The following is a 15,830-nucleotide window of genomic DNA, read 5'->3' as shown; positions in this document are numbered from 1 at the left end:
TTTTTTAAATAATGCAGTAGAGTACAGTAGAGTTCTGCAAATGTACATGACTCTTTTTGAAATAGTCAAATTCAATCCTTAAAAAAGTAAAAGCGAATGCGGCTCTCAACCCGATCAACAAAAGAACAGACAAAGCTGCTTCACGTTTACTCAGGAATTTCTATGAAGATGTTACTTAGTTTTCTGGCTTATCTGCTATGCTTTGACGCTTCGGCTCAAATTAAGGTTAATAGCGGTCATCGGTATCTGGAGGATAGTAACGGGAAACCGTTTTTCTGGATGGGCGATACGGCCTGGGAATTGCTGCATCGGCTCAATCGCGACGAAACCGAACTATATCTCGAAACGCGTCGTCGGCAGGGGTTTAATGTGATCCAGCTAGTGGCACTAGCGTTTGCCAACGAAGACGATAACCGAAAGCCCAATCGGTATGGCGACTTCCCGTTCGTTAACCATGATCCGTCGCAAGTAGCGATCACACCTGGCCAGACACCTGCTAATCCGAACGAATATGATTACTGGGACCATGTTGATTTTGTGATGCAGACGGCCGCCCGAAAGGGAATGTATATTGCTTTTAACCCAACCTGGGGCGATCAGGTATCGCATCACTGGAGCGCCGATGGTGTTATTTTCAACGAGCAAAATGCACGTACGTACGGCCAGTTTCTGGGAAAACGCTATGCCAGTCAGTGGAATATCATCTGGGTGTTGGGGGGCGACTGTCCGCCGATATACAAAACAAAAGACGGTAAACACTACGACGACCGTCCGGTCTGGCGTGCATTGGCTGCGGGAATCAAAACCGGGGAAGGTAGCAGGCGACATCTGATGACCTACCATCCCAAAGGCGCAACGTCGTCGTCGCAACTGCTTCATGGAGAGAGCTGGCTGGATATGAATGCGTTTCAGTCGGGGCATGGTTCGCGCGATGTAGATGCCTGGAATTGGGTTACCCGCGATTTGGGACGGCAACCGCCTAAACCCACACTCGATATGGAGCCCTGCTACGAAGATCATCCGATTAATCCGTGGGATGGTAAGTGGACGCGTCAACGGGGCTATTTTCGGGCCTATGATATTCGCTCCCGCCTGTATCGAAGCGTGTTTGCCGGAATGTGTGGGTTCACATACGGGCATCAGCAGGTCTGGCAATTTCTGGATACGACTCGTTTCAAACCATTAAGTGTTGGCGATACGCTCATTGGCTGGCAGCGGGCATTACATGCCGAAGCGGCCGGGGAGGTGCAGTACCTGAAACGATTGATGTTGTCGAGACCCTACTTTTCGCGAATTCCCGACCAGCAGTTGATCGTCTCCGAAAAAGGCCACGATTATCGGGATTTAATTGTTGCCACCCGCGACTCGATGGGTTCCTATGCTATGATCTATTTGCCACAGAGCAGGCCGGTTACCATCGATATGTCGAAACTTTCGGGGAAAGAAAAACGGGCCTGGTGGTATAATCCGCGTACAGGGCATTCGCAGAATGCCAGCGAAAAAGTAGTGAACGATGCCCTTACAGTTACTCCGCCGACTCTGGATAACGACCAGACTCCTACCGACTGGGTATTAGTTATTGACGACGCGGCTAAAAAGTATAAACGACTATGATCGGGGTTCTTTTAAAAGCCATAAACATCTGGTAATTTGTGTTATCGATAAGCGTTCATATAGAATTCTTAGCGGTAAGTTTTAACCAAATTACTTACTTAAACGATAGGGGTGCTATGTCGGCTTTAATGAGTGCGATTAATAGAAATAATCTTTCACAGGTTCAGCAACTCATTCAGGAGGGAGCCGATGTAAATGAACTGGATGCCAGTCAGGACGCTCCGCTGGTAATGGCGGCTTATAAGGGGTATAGCCAAATCGTGAAAGCCTTATTAGAAGCAGGTGCCGACGTACGGGCCGTCGATCCGGGAATGAAGGCCACAGCCCTGCATGCTGCTGCCTATGCAGGCCGAACCGAAGCTGCGAAACTCCTGATCGAATACCACATCGACATTAACAGGCAAGGACCTTACAACGGATATACGGCTCTGCATGATGCCATTTGGCAAAATAACATTGAAGTGGCCCAACTGCTCGTAGATGCTAATGCGGATTTGAGTCTTCGTTCGCACGATGGCCAGTCGCCCCTGGAGTTTGCTAAATCGAAAAACCGGAAGGAGATTGTTGCCTTAATTCAAAGAAAATTGGGAAAATAGGTAGACAGTCTCTACGATATGCCGTTGTTAATGAATCCGTTGGACTAGTTTATGTACGAAAGCGAGCACGCGGTTTTGCCTGGCGCTTGGTCGCTTATGATTGCCTATTTGAAAAAGTACCTTTAGCTGGGGATAGTGCCTGAAGCCATCTCTGTACATGGTGTTGATTAACAGAGCCTACAGGAAGATTTGCCAGAAGGAATTACATCGGTTGAAGAAATCTTTGCACGTCTCCAAAACTGGTCAGACCGTAAGAAACAATTAATCAAGGAACGCCATGTAGCCATAGCCGTAGAACAGTTGAACGCCTATAAACAGCATCCTGCATTTGCCTGATTTGGGACAATAGCTCAAAACCCTACTTCGTACCGCGCTCCTTTTCTGAACTCAATCCCAGCCTGGATTTGAGCCGTTGGTCTAATTTACTGGTCAATAGTAAAAAGTGCCAGCTGATGTGCTGCTCTACGTTGATACTTCTTCAGCCGACGTAGTGGATTATTAAATTGATTGGTGTAGGCGCTGCGAATAGCATGAGCCATATAGTAGCGCTACCCCATAAAAAAATCCCGAAACTTATCTGTGTCGGGATTTTTGAGCCTCCTACGGGATTCGAACGGCAGCGGCCGACCGTCTGCGACCTACGCCTTACGAATGCGTCGCGCTACCCCATAAAAAAATCCCGAAACTTATCTGTGTCGGGATTTTTGAGCCTCCTACGGGATTCGAACCTGCGACCTACGCATTACGAATGCGTCGCTCTACCAGCTGAGCTAAGGAGGCTTTTGCGGCTGCAAATATAGTTGTTTGGAATTTAATAACGCAACTATCCGGCTTCTTTTTGGTAAATTTGTGTCATGATTTCTATTACGAACCTCTCGTACTATCTCGGTAGCCGGGCTCTCTATGAAAATGCCTCGCTCCATATTAAGCCTAACCAGAAAATCGGTCTGATCGGCCTCAACGGCACCGGAAAGTCCACGCTGCTCCGCATAATTAATGGCGAATACCAGGCCGATGGCGGTACCATCTCCAAAGCGGGCGACGTAACAATTGGTTTTCTTAATCAGGATTTATTGTCGTATCAGACCGACGATTCGATTCTGTCGGTGGCAATGCAGGCGTTTGCCCGGCAAAACGAATTGCAAAAACAGATCGACGAGGTACTCCACGAAATGGAGACCAACTACCGCGACGAACTGGTTGATAAACTCGGCAAATTGCAGGAGGAATTCGATGCCCTGGATGGCTATACGGTTCAGTCGAGGGCCGAAGAAATTATGGAAGGACTTGGCTTTGCCACCGACGATCTGAATAAGCCACTTCGGCTGTTTTCGGGCGGCTGGCGGATGCGCGTAATGCTGGCCAAACTGCTGCTTCAGAAACCATCACTGCTGATGCTCGATGAGCCAACCAACCACCTCGACTTACCGTCGATCCAGTGGGTGGAAAAATACATCCAGACCTATGAAGGAGCCGTCATTGTGGTCTCACACGACCGCGAATTTCTGGATAATGTGATTGACACAACCGTTGAGGTGTCGGGCGCAAAGCTGAACTACTATCCCGGCAACTACTCGTTCTATCTGGAAGAAAAGGCTCTGCGCAATGAAATTCAGAAGGGAGCCTACGAAAACCAACAGGCCAAAATCCGGCAGACTGAACGCTTTATCGAACGCTTTAAGGCAAAAGCAACCAAAGCCAAACAGGCCCAAAGCCGTGTAAAACAACTGGCCCGAATGGAACTGGTCGATGCGGTTATTGATGAGACGGCCCGGGTGAATTTCAAGTTCCAGTTTTCAACGCAGCCGGGGCGGCATATTCTCCATCTCGAAGATATAACCAAGCACTATGGTCCGAAACGCATCCTGACCCATGCCGACATTCGGCTTGAGCGAGGTGATAAAGTAGCGCTGATTGGGGCGAACGGACGTGGTAAATCTACACTGTTGCGCATTATTTCGGGTTCAGAACCGCTCAATGACGGGCGTCGGCAATTGGGCCATAATGTATCATTCAGCTTTTATGCACAGCATCAATTAGAATCGCTGAATGTAGAGGATACATTGCTCGAAGAACTGAAACATGCTAACCCGACCAAAAGTGAAGGTGAACTGCGTGGTGTGCTTGGTTGCTTTCTGTTCTCCAACGACGAAGTCTTTAAGAAAATCAAAGTACTATCGGGGGGCGAAAAATCGCGGGTGGCGCTCGCGAAGGTACTGCTCTCGCAGGCAAACTTCCTGCTGCTCGATGAGCCGACCAACCACCTCGATATGCAGTCGGTGAATATTCTGATTCAGGCACTGGAGCAATATGAAGGTACCTACGTTGTAGTCTCGCACGATCGTTATTTTGTGTCGCAAATTGCCAATAAGATCTGGTACATCGAAGACGAGCAGATTAAGGAATATCCTGGCACGTACGATGAATATGAGTGGTGGTTGGAAGAAAAAAAACAGGGAGGGCAGGGGAATAAACAGGGAGAGCAGGGTAATGCTCAGACTCCCGCAATTCCAGCTACTCCTGCGCGAAGCACTCCCACCAGCGAAGATACGCGCAAAGAATGGCAGCGGACACTAAAAAAACTTACCCAACAGGCCGAAGAGGCTGAAACGAAGATTGGCCAACTCGAAGAACGCAAAAAACGGCTGGAAGCTGAACTGGCCGATCCGGCTACGTATGGCGACGACAAGCTGATGCAAGCCAAAAACGACGAATATAAACGAATTTTGAATCAAATCAGTCAGTTCCAGGACGAGTGGGAAACAGCGATGCTGGAAGCCGAAGAATGGGAAAAGAAATTGGCCTAACCAGTCTTAGAGAGTGAAGAATGAAAAGTGAAGAGTGAAAAATAGGCTAACGCAAATTTTTTTCACTTTTCATTCTTTGTTTTGTCGTACAAATGAAATATAATTATATTTCATTTGTATTATTATGGGCGACTTGAAAAAAGGCCGGGGGGCACAATTCAATACAGCTAACTCGTTCGCAAACCATCAGTATGAACCGGTGGATGTCAACTCATCATTCGATGACGATTTTCCTGAGCCAACTATAAAGACTCAGTTTTTCGAAGAGCACCCAAAGCAGATTATTAGCCGCCCCAAAAGTCAGGATATTGGTTTTTTAGCATCTATAAATCCCTATCAGGGCTGCGAGCACGGTTGTATTTATTGTTATGCCCGACCTTCGCATGAGTATTGGGGTTTTTCGGCCGGGCTTGATTTTGAGAGTAAAATCATGGTCAAAAAAAACGCCCCTGAGCTGCTCGAAAAGCAGTTTCTGGCGCGTAGCTACAAACCTGTCGTTATTCATTTCTCAGGAAATACCGACTGTTATCAGCCTGCCGAACGCACCTATCAACTTACGCGCCGGATGCTTCAACTTTGTTTGCGGTATCGGAATCCAGTATCCATTATCACCAAAAATGCGTTGCTTCTTCGCGATCTGGATATTCTGCAACCACTGGCTGAACTGAATCTACTCAATGTGGCTATCTCCATTACGACACTGAATGAGAAGCTACGGTTGCTGATGGAACCCCGCACCGTAACGGCAAATCAGCGGCTGCGAATCGTAGCAACTCTGCATCGGGCTGGCATACCGGTAGGCGTTATGACAGCGCCGATCATTCCGGGTCTGAATGATCATGAAATTCCTAAATTAGTAGAACAAGCTGCCGAAAACGGTGCCTGTTGGTCGGCCTATACGGTCGTTAGGCTGAATGGTGCTTTAGGGCCGCTATTTACCGACTGGCTTCGGCAAGCGTTTCCCGACCGTGCCGGTCGTGTTCTGAATCAGATTGCTGACTGTCATGGTGGTCAGCTCAATGACTCCCGGTCTCGAGTACGTATGTTGGGCGAGGGAGCCTATGCACAACATATTGCGCAACTCCATCGGGTTGCCTGCCAGAAATTTCTGGCCAATCGTCGGTTGCCCGAACTGACAACGGCCCTGTTTCGCCCCGGCGGACAGATTGGCCTTTTTGAGTGATTTAAAGAGCGGCCTGCGTCAGCAATTCACTCATTTTTCATAAGAAAACCCTTTGGGCTGGCTACCTGGCTGTGTAGTTTGGGCGAGCATGGCCGTATGGTCGAACGATTGCGTAACGGTTTTATGGATGTTTTTGCAGATCGTATCGAGCGGCAAATCGTTATCGTCGATACCAAACGGGTTTTCGATTTCTTCGGCAATGATTTCCAGACTGGCCAGTACATAGAACACAAAAACCACCACCGGTACTACCAGATAATGAAGCGTAGAAACATAGCCAAGTGGCAGGGTCATACAGTAGGTGAAAATGAATTTCTTGATAAACGAACTGTACGAAAACGGAATGGGCGTGTTTTTTATCCGTTCGCAGGCACCGCAGGTGTCCATCAACGACTGTATCTCAGGGTTCAGAATGACCAGATGTTCGGGCAACAGCACATTCAGGCGCTGTAGCTCATTGAGCTTTCCGAAAATGGCCAGTGCAATCTGCTGCGGTACGTGCTCGTGCAGATGAAGATTGGCAACGCGAAACGACGGGCTTTCGGTAAATTCCTTTTCGATGGCATGCTGACGAAGATGATTCTTCAGGGCAAATGCAAAATTGGGAATCATAGCCCTAAAAAACTGACGGGCTTCTGCCTGCTGATCGGTATCCAATAGCTGATCCAGCTTAAGCGCCATATTTCGGGTGTTGTTTACGAGTCCACCCCATAGCTTGCGGCCTTCCCACCAGCGGTCGTAGGCTGTATTGGTCCGAAAAACCAGCAACATCGAAATCACAAAGCTCAGCAGTGTATGCATGAGCGAGAAGTTTTTTAGATGTGGATTATTACTCAGATCCAGAAGCTCAATAACATGGACAACCACGAACGAGTAGACGCCAATACTAAGCAGAATGGGCAATAGTTTTCGCACCGTGTCTGCCCGGTTGAAGGTAATAATAAACCGGACCCACTCTTTCGGATTATAATTTACCATAGAGGAATTATGTTGAGTAATGTGTAATGTTGGCAAAAATACCAACTTTTATAGTAGGCAACGGTTGACATTTTAGCGAGTGCATCATTTTGCCACGGTGTTCATATACCTAATTCATAAAAGAAACGGAATGACTATTTCCTGCAAAGGGGTTGTTATGATGTTGGCCTGGATGTTGGCAACGTCGCTCAGCGCGCAGCAACTTCAGACCATCGATCAAGCCTACGACCCTAAACTTCAGACGATATTGCTCTATCCACTGGTTGGCACAAGCCTGACCGATCCGTCGTTAACGCTTAATCCACCAGTTATTTCGCTCGACGAACAGATACCCTTGCAGCTCGAATTTGACGACCTAACGGCTAACTATCGATCGTTTCGAGCGCGACTTGTTCATTGCAACGCCGACTGGCAACGATCGGTACTGAACGATATTGAATTTACGTATGAATACAACGACAATCCGATTACCGACTATCAGGTTTCGCTCAACACTAAGATTCCGTATTATCATTATCGGTTTACGGTGCCACGTGTGAAACTACCGGGCAATTATGTGCTGGTAGTTTACGACGAACGAAATCGGAATAATATCGCTTTCACACGTCGGTTTTGTACTTACCAGAACAAAATTACGGTAGCGGCCGGAATTCGGTTTTCGTCTGATCCGTCGCGGCAGTTTTCCGATCAGCAGATCGATCTGTCTATCAGCTACAAAGGCTATCAGGTTATTTCTCCTCAGGACGATTTTAAGGTAGTGATCCGGCAGAATTATCGCGACGATCGGGTTCTTCGCGGCCTAAAGCCTACCAGTGTCCAGGCGTTCGACCAGGTGTTGCAATACCGACTAATCGACCTGAGTAACAATATGCCAGGGGGAAATGAATTTCGGTTTTTCGATACACGAACGGTGCTCTCCCGCGCTAACTATATCGACCGTATCGACCGAAATGCCGACCATAATGTAGCCTACGTGCAGGTCGACAAGCCACGAAGCCAGGGGGCTTATATTCAGAGTGATGATTTTAACGGAATGTTTGTCATCGACCAGCGCGAAACCGGCAACGGCCAGACCAATGCCGATTACATCGAAACCGTATTTACACTGAAAATCCCCGAGCTACCCGGCGTTGATGTATATGTTAACGGCGCATTTAATTTCTGGCATCTGAACGATCGCAACCGAATGACCTACGATGCAATTCTGGAAGCCTATCGGGCCTCTATTTTTTTGAAGCAGGGCGTTTATAACTACGATTATGCCATACAGACAACTACAGACCCGCCCAAAGTCGATGAAAGCTACATAGAAGGAAACTATTCATCGACCGAAAACGACTACGAAGTGTTTGTCTATCACCGGCCACCGGCTGCCCGCGCCGATCAACTGATTGCCTATCAGCGACTGGGCGTCAATAAACGCAAGTAACTACGAACATGCTCCCTAGGATTTCATGAAATCTTAGGGAGCATGTTTACGTTTGCGCAGCGTTTTGCAAAAAGTGAGACTATGCTCAATAGTTAATTCAGACACATTTGTCTAAAGAACAGCTTTATGCTCCGTGCAGGAATTCCATAATGTCGCCATCCTGCACAACATATTCTTTTCCTTCAACGGCCAGCTTACCGGCTTCGCGAACAGCCGATTCGGTTTTGAACTGTTCAAAGTCGGGCAGTTTCATTACCTGCGCCCGGATGAATTTTTTCTCGAAATCGGAGTGAATAACACCGGCGGCCTGGGGTGCTTTCCAACCCCGGTGAATCGTCCAGGCCCGCACTTCTTTAACTCCGGCAGTGAAATAGGTGATGAGCCCCAGCAGTTTATACGACGCTTTGATTAGTTTGCTCAGCCCCGATTCGGTTAAGCCATACTCGCTCAGGAACAGTTCGCGCTCGTCGGGATCTTCCATTTCGGCGATTTGCGATTCGATGCTGGCGCTAATAATAATTACTTCGGCTCCTTCGTCTTTAACGGCTTCGCGCAGGGTGTCGGAGTAACTATTGCCGTTTGGCAGCGAACCTTCGTCTACATTGGCTACGTAGATAACGGGCTTAACGGTCAGCAACGAGAGTTCGCCGATGGCAGCGTCGCGTTCTTCGGGCGATACCTGTACCGTACGGGCGCTTTTGCCTGCTTCCAGGGCTTCTTTGTAGAGCTTCAGTGTCTGTACTTCGGCTTTGGCTTTGGCATCGCCCACCTGGGCCGCCTTGGCAATGCGCTGAATTTTTTTGTCGACCGATTCCAGATCTTTTAGCTGGAGTTCGGCGTCGATAATTTCCTTGTCGGCTACCGGATTGACCTTTCCTTCGACGTGTACGATGTTCTCGTCTTCGAAGCACCGGATTACGTGTACGATAGCATCGACCTCCCGAATATTAGCCAGGAATTTGTTGCCCAGACCTGCTCCCTGACTAGCGCCTTTCACCAGCCCGGCAATATCGACAAACTCGATAATGGTTGGTACTACCTTCTGCGGCTTAACCAGACTTTCGAGTGCGTTAAGCCGTTCGTCGGGTACGGTTACCACACCGACGTTTGGTTCTATTGTGCAGAATGGATAGTTGGCGGCTTCGGCCTTTCCACTCGATATTGCATTGAACAACGTGGATTTGCCAACATTAGGCAAACCCACGATACCACATTGTAAACCCATAGTTCAAATGCGAAAGAGCGAAAGAATGAAAGAGTGAAAAATCCATCCAATAGTACTCACTCTTTCATTCTTTCGCTCTTTCACTCTTTAGTTTTCTGCAAAAATACATCCCTAAAGGCGGACCACAAAAAAAGCCTTTAGCGCGGGGCTAAGGCTTGATGAATCGGAGGAGACAAATTCAAGGATTAAGGTAGGAGAGGTACAGTTAGCTCATCAAATAAACGTAAAGATTCATTATTCCCACTTTAATTCACTGGCGAAGTCGTCCTGCTCATCGCGTTGGGCGAACTGCTCAAAATCGACATCAGGCATGAGTTCGGTTTTGACATGATCTACTGTTTCCTGTAGCGCTTCGATGAATTTATCGAAGTCTTCTTTATACAGAAAAAGCTTATGCTTTTCATAGATAAAGCCATCGCCCTGAGGGTGCCGTCGGCTTTCGGTAATGGTAAGGTAGTAGTCATTGCCGCGAGTTGATTTGACGTCGAAAAAATACGTCCGTTTACCCGCCCGAACCCGCTTGGAATAGATCTTCTCTCGTTCTCTTTCGTCCACAATCAGTGAGGTTTAGTACGTTCATGAACGCTAAAGATACGGTCTATTGAGGCATTACAAAAATTATGACCATAAATATATTTCGGGGTAAAATAACCCCGAATGTTAATAGAGTTGTAGAGGCCATTCCACAGTTTTTTTGCTAAAAGCTTGGCCGTTAGGCAGGTTTCCTTTATCTTTGTTTTGTAGGAATTGCACTTTTTGGGGACGGAGGAGATCGGAGCATATTGCTGATTTGCCTTCGTTTATTTTTTTCACGTAACCAAAAGCTGTATGAGTTATATCATGTCCCTTATGCTGTTTTTTAGCAGTATAAACCCGGCGGAGGCTCTTCCGAGCCTCATACAGAAAGGCAAAGCGTCTTTTTATTCCAAGAAGTTCAATGGTCGTAAGACCGCTTATGGCGAACGCGTTAGCGCAGAAGCCCTAGAAGGTGCCCACCGTTCATTACCACTAAACACATTGGTTGAAGTCACAAATCTAGACAATCAACGCTCGGTAATTGTACGAATCAACGATAGGGGACCGTTTGCAAAAGGCCGTGTAATAGATCTTACCTATGCGGCCGCCCGCGCTCTTGGCATGGTCTCTAAAGGAGTTGCCAATGTGTCGCTTCGGGTTGTTGGGAAAGGTCGCGAACTTGCTGCTTTTTCACCGGCACCCCAGTTTAACACACCTGAGGCTTTCCAGTCGTTGCTGGAGCCTGCTCTGTAATTCATACGGCTACTGCCGTATACTGCTGCTGAACCGTTCAACGCTTAACCGTGCAATTCCTGACGCCGGCGTTGAACGGTTCTTTTTTGTTATCCGATATTTGATTTGTAGTTTGTAGGCACGCTGGCTATTCATTTTGTCGTTAACTCCATACCGATAAACCTGTAGCCCCGGCTTCATTATGAAACAAACGCTTAATCTTGGTCAGATTCGCTCATTTGGAAACGTTGAGTTTCTGGCTCGCCAGTTGGTAGAAGGATTTATTACTGGTTTGCATAAATCGCCGTTTCACGGTTTTTCGGTTGAGTTTGCCGAGCATCGGCTCTATAATACCGGCGAAACCACCCGCCACATCGACTGGAAGGTGTACGGAAAAACCGAAAAGCTATTTGTCAAACGGTATGAGGAAGAAACGAACCTTCGTTGCCATTTGCTGATCGATACGTCGTCGTCGATGTATTATCCCGAATCAAGCTATGGGAAAATAACATTCAGTGTGATGGCGGCTGCCTGTCTGGCCTATATGTTACAACGCCAGAAAGATGCTGTTAGCCTGACAACATTTGCCGATTCTATTGATATTCAGACGCCGGTTAAATCGACACCATCCCATGTGCATAAGCTGTTTACGCAACTCGATCAGTTAATGCAGCAGCCAAAACCATTGCGCAAAACGTCGGCGGCTGATGTGATTCACCAGGTTGCCGAAAAAATTAATAAGCGCTCTCTGGTTGTTATTTTCAGCGATATGTTTGAAAATGCCGATAAATCAGATGCGTTGTTCTCGGCGCTGCAACACCTTCGGCATAATCTGCATGAAGTATTACTGTTTCATGTTACCGATAAAAAAACAGAAGAAGAGTTTGCGTTTGACGAGCGGCCTTATGAGTTTATCGACCTCGAAACCGGCGAAAGTGTGAAACTACAACCAGGGCAGATTCGGGAGTCGTATCAGGAAGCCGTAAAGTCTTATTTTCAGGATCTGAAAATGCGTTGCGGTCAGTATAAAATTGATTTCATAGAGGCCGACATCGCCCAGGGCTTCGACCAGATCCTGACTTCTTATCTGGTGAAACGAACGAAAATGAAATGATTGAATTGTTGAATATAATCTTCAATTCAATCATTCACCATTCAACAATTATTTTTTCACACTCGCCGTTGCGGGCTTTTGGGATGCCTGCTGGCGTTTATGGAAAAGCATGAAATCTTCGATCTGATCGACGGGGAGATTGCGGGCCAGGATTTTCTTGTTTTTATCGACAACATATACCGTGGGTGTTGTCCAGACATCGTACTGATGCCGATAGTCGGTCCGGTAGGTATAATCGTAACCGTTGATCACATTGCCGAGCTTAAATTCCTTAATGAACTTCTTCCATTCTTCGGGACTCTGGTCAATAGCGATAGCTACTACATCGGCACCTTTTCCTTTATACGTATCGGCAAACTTTTGAATTTTTGGTGCACTTTCCCGGCAATGGCCACAATGAGGGTCATAGAAAAAGAAAACGGTGTAATCGGCCTTGAGGTTCTGAAAGGTAATAGGTCGGCGCAGAGTGTCGCTTACGGCAGGAGCTGGCAGTGTTTTCCCAACCAATAGGGGCTTCAGCGTTTTTACCCGTTCGCCAATGTTTTTAATGGTAGACGAGTCGGTAACCGGCATGATGCCGGTAGCATAGTATTTTTCGAACATATGCACAAACAGGCCGTCGGTTCCCATCACTTTAGGCCGTTCGTACTGGCTCGTAATATACCAGACAGCATACGACAATGTCTCTTTGCTTTTACCCGCCTGGGCTTTGCCAACCACAAAATCGGCAGATTTGATCAGGGAGTCGGCGTTTTGTACCGTTAGCTCTTTAATGTACCGGTCCAGCTTTGTTTGCAGAATTGGCGTGCGCACAAACCGCTCGTCCGAAAAGTCGTAATCGTCCCAGAAGTGGCTTTTAAAGTAATTAAAAACCCAGGACGAATCGGGACGGCCGTTGGCGGCTTTAGGGGCTGGTGGCACATCGGGTTCGGCCGAAGCTTTGATGAGTTTTGCCGCAAATGTGCCGTTGTTTTCCTTAAAAAACTGATCGCGAAAGGCCTGCGCTCTTTTTTGCAAGTCGCTCATTTTCTGATTGACCATGGCGGCTGTTGTAGCATCGTTTCGTAATTTTCGCTCGGTGTCAAGGGCTTTCGATTCATCGTAGAAATTGGCAAGCCCTTGCTGGTAGGCGTAGAAAAGCTCGTTCTCTTTCGATCCTGTCACTTTCATACTCTTGATGACGTTTGTTGTATCGGTCTGGAACGAGAAGTCCTGGTCGCTGGTCATCAAAAACTGGATGTAACGGTTTTTTGGGGCAACGACCATATACAAACCCTCGGGCAGACTTTTTTTTCCTTCAAAAACCATGTTTCCATTGGCATCAACACGAGCCGTGTCTTTAGGAATATATTGAGTTGCCCCAAAATAGTGCGCCAATACGCAGGTCGTATCGTTAACCCCTTTGATTTGCCCCGTTATTTTAAAGCCTTCGGGTTGATTGGATGATGTAGATGATTGGGCCAGTGAGCTGGTTGTCAGAAATAAGCCAGACAGGACGGTGAGAAACAGGTTTTTCATACAGGCGGATGTGTATCTTCGCAGCGGAATAGAGACAAATTTACATCATTTCGTGTAAGATTTATCTTCTACAAAACGCCTGCCACGCTTACTCTAGTCTATGTTTTATTTCTTTTCTAAAACACTTTATTATTTGCTAACGCCAGCTTGCTGGCTTTTTGCCGGTTTACTGCTGGCTTTTTTTACAAAAAACGCCGTTCTCCGACAACGACTGGTTGGTGTGACTCTTGCCTTATTGTATGTGTTTGGCAACTCATTTCTGGTCAACGAGCTGGAATTATGGTGGGAGTATCCGCCAACGCAAATTCCGACCGATTCGACAAAAAAAGTGGCGGTGGTGCTTACAGGAGGTATTATTAATGGGATGAAAGAAACCCCAGATGATCGGGTTTTGCTAAGCCGCGAAGCCGACCGGGCGGGCCAGGCACTTTATTTATACAAACGAGGAGCGGTTCAGAAAATACTGATTAGTGGTGGCGCTGGCGATTTACCTTTCCAGAGAAAAAGCGTCAACGATGAAGGACACATGGCCGCAAAATTTTTAATAATGGCGGGGGTTCGGCCGAACGATATCGTACTCGAAAATAAATCCCGAAATACTCACGAAAACGCAGTTTTTTCGGCGGCTATGCTCCACAGGTATTTTCCTGCCAGCCAGTATATTCTGGTAACATCGGCCTCACACATGCGTCGGGCCGTTGCCTGTTTTCAGAAAGAAGGCGTTTCTGTTCTTCCGTTTCCCGGTGCGTTTGTTAGTAGCCGTCGATCGTTTATGCCTACCGAATGGCTATTCCCGAATGAAGATAGCCTTGCCAGATCCTACTATTTAATGAAGGAGTTGGTTGGCTACATCATGTATAAAATCGTTGGCTATCTCTAAACAATGAGTGGAGGTTAGATTGTGGATATTAGACATTAGATACCAATATTCAGCATCCAATGTCCAATGTCCAGGTCTAGTAGTCTACACGCTCAGAATCTTCACCATTCGGAGCAAATCTTCATTGATTGGCTTAGGCAAGCGGATTGTGTCGCGGAAGGGCGTGTATACCAGTTCGTTGTTGACAATACCAGCCATTACGTTTTTCTCGCCATTCATTAGGCCTTCCAATGCGCCAAGTCCCAGTCGACTAGCCAGAATCCGATCGTAGGCAGTTGGAATACCACCCCGCTGAATATGGCCCAGCGTTGTAACCCGCATGTCGATATTAGATTCGACCTGCTGACGAATTTTGGCCGCAATTTCAGTAGCAATACCGGCTTCTTCGCCTTCCGCAATGACAACAATGGACGACGATTTCTGACGGCTCCAGCCCGATTTAAGGGTTTCAACAACTTCCGAAATGGGCGTTAGCACTTCGGGAACCATCACTAGCTCGGCCCCTCCCGCAATGCCCGACTGAATGGCGATGTAGCCTGAATCGCGACCCATTACTTCAATCAGGAAAATACGGTCGTGCGAGTCGGCAGTATCACGAATTTTGTCGATTGCTTCGAGAGCCGTGTTAACAGCCGTATCAAAACCAATGGTATGATCGGTACCGTAGAGGTCGTTATCGATTGTGCCGGGTGCACCAACGGTCGGAATACCGTATTCGTCATGGAAGATGGTGGCACCCGTAAACGTACCATTACCACCAATAGCAACCAATCCTTCGATACCAAACTTCTGCAATTGCTCGAACGCTTTGGCGCGGCCTTCGGGCGTCATAAATTCTTTACTACGGGCCGACTTCAGAATAGTTCCTCCACGCTGAACAATATTGCTCACCGAGTAGGAGGACATCTGAAAGATATCGCCATTTATCATCCCGCTGTATCCCCGGCGGATACCAAACACTTCGAGTCCGTGATAGACAGCCCCCCGAACAACGGCCCGGATGCAGGCGTTCATACCCGGTGCATCACCACCCGAGGTAAAAACAGCAATTCTTTTCATAGATCAGGTCTATTTTTTAACAGGAAAAGGACAAGAAGTTGGGTTGTTCGCTCAAAAACCCTGCAAATTTATCCGCATTTCACAATCTAAAGGCATCATTCTGGCAATTATCCCCTTTGTTTCATGTAAATTTCATAAAAGCGGCCCAACAAAGGCGCTACAGACCGATTCGTGCACCA

13 protein-coding genes and 1 tRNA gene are annotated in these 15,830 nt (G+C 47.4%); 8 read left to right on the top strand and 6 right to left on the bottom strand.

Annotated features, from left to right (window positions below; translation table 11 throughout):
- Positions 1-162: 162 nt before the first annotated feature.
- Both WBJ53_RS24470 and WBJ53_RS24465 read left to right on the top strand, forming a co-directional pair.
- The gene (locus WBJ53_RS24470) at positions 163-1,614 is read left to right on the top strand and encodes a glycoside hydrolase family 140 protein (protein ID WP_338871086.1); all 1,452 of its coding nucleotides are present in this window, start codon (positions 163-165) and stop codon (positions 1,612-1,614) included.
- A gap of 116 nt (positions 1,615-1,730) precedes the next feature.
- On the top strand, positions 1,731-2,210 hold the full coding sequence (locus WBJ53_RS24465) for an ankyrin repeat domain-containing protein (RefSeq protein WP_338871085.1): 480 nt from the start codon (positions 1,731-1,733) through the stop codon (positions 2,208-2,210).
- Between the two features lie 707 nt (positions 2,211-2,917).
- Here WBJ53_RS24465 and WBJ53_RS24460 read toward each other — a convergent pair.
- A tRNA-Thr gene (locus WBJ53_RS24460) sits at positions 2,918-2,990 on the bottom strand.
- A 74-nt stretch (positions 2,991-3,064) separates the two neighbouring features.
- Between WBJ53_RS24460 and WBJ53_RS24455 the strand changes: the two genes are divergently transcribed.
- Together WBJ53_RS24455 and WBJ53_RS24450 are read left to right on the top strand one after the other, a co-directional pair.
- Positions 3,065-5,017, top strand: a complete 1,953-nt coding sequence (locus tag WBJ53_RS24455) for an ABC-F family ATP-binding cassette domain-containing protein (RefSeq protein WP_338871083.1) — start codon at positions 3,065-3,067, stop codon at positions 5,015-5,017.
- Positions 5,018-5,141: 124 nt separating this feature from the next.
- Positions 5,142-6,200: a PA0069 family radical SAM protein gene (locus WBJ53_RS24450; RefSeq protein ID WP_338871080.1), complete on the top strand. Its 1,059-nt coding sequence runs from the start codon at positions 5,142-5,144 to the stop codon at positions 6,198-6,200.
- 30 nt (positions 6,201-6,230) lie between these two features.
- Here WBJ53_RS24450 and WBJ53_RS24445 read toward each other — a convergent pair whose 3' ends face one another.
- On the bottom strand, positions 6,231-7,178 hold the full coding sequence (locus WBJ53_RS24445; protein WP_338871078.1) for a bestrophin family ion channel: 948 nt from the start codon (positions 7,176-7,178) through the stop codon (positions 6,231-6,233).
- Positions 7,179-7,308: 130 nt separating this feature from the next.
- Here WBJ53_RS24445 and WBJ53_RS24440 point away from each other — a divergent pair, with 130 nt between their 5' ends.
- The gene (locus tag WBJ53_RS24440) at positions 7,309-8,607 is read left to right on the top strand and encodes a DUF5103 domain-containing protein (protein WP_338871076.1); all 1,299 of its coding nucleotides are present in this window, start codon (positions 7,309-7,311) and stop codon (positions 8,605-8,607) included.
- A 124-nt stretch (positions 8,608-8,731) separates the two neighbouring features.
- Here WBJ53_RS24440 and ychF read toward each other — a convergent pair whose 3' ends face one another.
- Positions 8,732-9,832 carry a redox-regulated ATPase YchF gene (ychF, locus tag WBJ53_RS24435; protein WP_338871074.1) on the bottom strand — a complete coding sequence of 367 codons (1,101 nt, stop codon included), beginning with the start codon at positions 9,830-9,832 and terminating at the stop codon, positions 8,732-8,734.
- Between the two features lie 234 nt (positions 9,833-10,066).
- A complete protein-coding gene (locus WBJ53_RS24430) occupies positions 10,067-10,387 on the bottom strand; it encodes a DUF3276 family protein (protein WP_338871072.1) in 321 nt (106 codons plus the stop codon).
- A 273-nt stretch (positions 10,388-10,660) separates the two neighbouring features.
- Here WBJ53_RS24430 and WBJ53_RS24425 point away from each other — a divergent pair, with 273 nt between their 5' ends.
- Both WBJ53_RS24425 and WBJ53_RS24420 read left to right on the top strand, forming a co-directional pair.
- A complete protein-coding gene (locus WBJ53_RS24425; protein WP_338871070.1) occupies positions 10,661-11,101 on the top strand; it encodes a septal ring lytic transglycosylase RlpA family protein in 441 nt (146 codons plus the stop codon).
- 181 nt (positions 11,102-11,282) lie between these two features.
- Positions 11,283-12,194 (top strand): DUF58 domain-containing protein, encoded by a 912-nt coding sequence (locus WBJ53_RS24420; protein WP_338871068.1) that lies wholly within the window; start codon positions 11,283-11,285, stop codon positions 12,192-12,194.
- 48 nt (positions 12,195-12,242) lie between these two features.
- Here the strand turns inward: WBJ53_RS24420 and WBJ53_RS24415 are convergent, their stop codons facing one another.
- Positions 12,243-13,712, bottom strand: coding sequence for a thioredoxin-like domain-containing protein (locus WBJ53_RS24415; protein ID WP_338871066.1), 1,470 nt, complete (start codon positions 13,710-13,712; stop codon positions 12,243-12,245).
- A gap of 100 nt (positions 13,713-13,812) precedes the next feature.
- Between WBJ53_RS24415 and WBJ53_RS24410 the strand changes: the two genes are divergently transcribed.
- Positions 13,813-14,592 (top strand): YdcF family protein, encoded by a 780-nt coding sequence (locus WBJ53_RS24410; RefSeq protein WP_338871064.1) that lies wholly within the window; start codon positions 13,813-13,815, stop codon positions 14,590-14,592.
- 84 nt (positions 14,593-14,676) lie between these two features.
- Here WBJ53_RS24410 and pfkA read toward each other — a convergent pair whose 3' ends face one another.
- Positions 14,677-15,651: a 6-phosphofructokinase gene (gene pfkA, locus WBJ53_RS24405; RefSeq protein ID WP_338871062.1), complete on the bottom strand. Its 975-nt coding sequence runs from the start codon at positions 15,649-15,651 to the stop codon at positions 14,677-14,679.
- Positions 15,652-15,830 lie beyond the last annotated feature (179 nt).

The organism is Spirosoma sp. SC4-14 (assembly GCF_037201965.1).
Taxonomy (GTDB): domain Bacteria; phylum Bacteroidota; class Bacteroidia; order Cytophagales; family Spirosomataceae; genus Spirosoma.
Note: the sequence above shows the minus strand (reverse complement) of the source record. Positions and strands in the feature narration are given on the sequence as shown.

What these genes read in the sequence shown, in the direction of transcription:
- WBJ53_RS24410 (WP_338871064.1), top strand. Translation starts at nt 13,813, where the DNA reads ATGTTTTATTTCTTTTCTAAAACACTTTATTATTTGCTAACGCCAGCT.
- WBJ53_RS24425 (WP_338871070.1), top strand. Translation starts at nt 10,661, where the DNA reads ATGAGTTATATCATGTCCCTTATGCTGTTTTTTAGCAGTATAAACCCG.
- WBJ53_RS24465 (WP_338871085.1), top strand. Translation starts at nt 1,731, where the DNA reads ATGTCGGCTTTAATGAGTGCGATTAATAGAAATAATCTTTCACAGGTT.
- ychF (WP_338871074.1), bottom strand. Translation starts at nt 9,832, where the DNA reads ATGGGTTTACAATGTGGTATCGTGGGTTTGCCTAATGTTGGCAAATCC.
- WBJ53_RS24445 (WP_338871078.1), bottom strand. Translation starts at nt 7,178, where the DNA reads ATGGTAAATTATAATCCGAAAGAGTGGGTCCGGTTTATTATTACCTTC.
- WBJ53_RS24455 (WP_338871083.1), top strand. Translation starts at nt 3,065, where the DNA reads ATGATTTCTATTACGAACCTCTCGTACTATCTCGGTAGCCGGGCTCTC.
- WBJ53_RS24415 (WP_338871066.1), bottom strand. Translation starts at nt 13,712, where the DNA reads ATGAAAAACCTGTTTCTCACCGTCCTGTCTGGCTTATTTCTGACAACC.
- pfkA (WP_338871062.1), bottom strand. Translation starts at nt 15,651, where the DNA reads ATGAAAAGAATTGCTGTTTTTACCTCGGGTGGTGATGCACCGGGTATG.
- WBJ53_RS24470 (WP_338871086.1), top strand. Translation starts at nt 163, where the DNA reads ATGAAGATGTTACTTAGTTTTCTGGCTTATCTGCTATGCTTTGACGCT.
- WBJ53_RS24440 (WP_338871076.1), top strand. Translation starts at nt 7,309, where the DNA reads ATGACTATTTCCTGCAAAGGGGTTGTTATGATGTTGGCCTGGATGTTG.
- WBJ53_RS24420 (WP_338871068.1), top strand. Translation starts at nt 11,283, where the DNA reads ATGAAACAAACGCTTAATCTTGGTCAGATTCGCTCATTTGGAAACGTT.
- WBJ53_RS24450 (WP_338871080.1), top strand. Translation starts at nt 5,142, where the DNA reads ATGGGCGACTTGAAAAAAGGCCGGGGGGCACAATTCAATACAGCTAAC.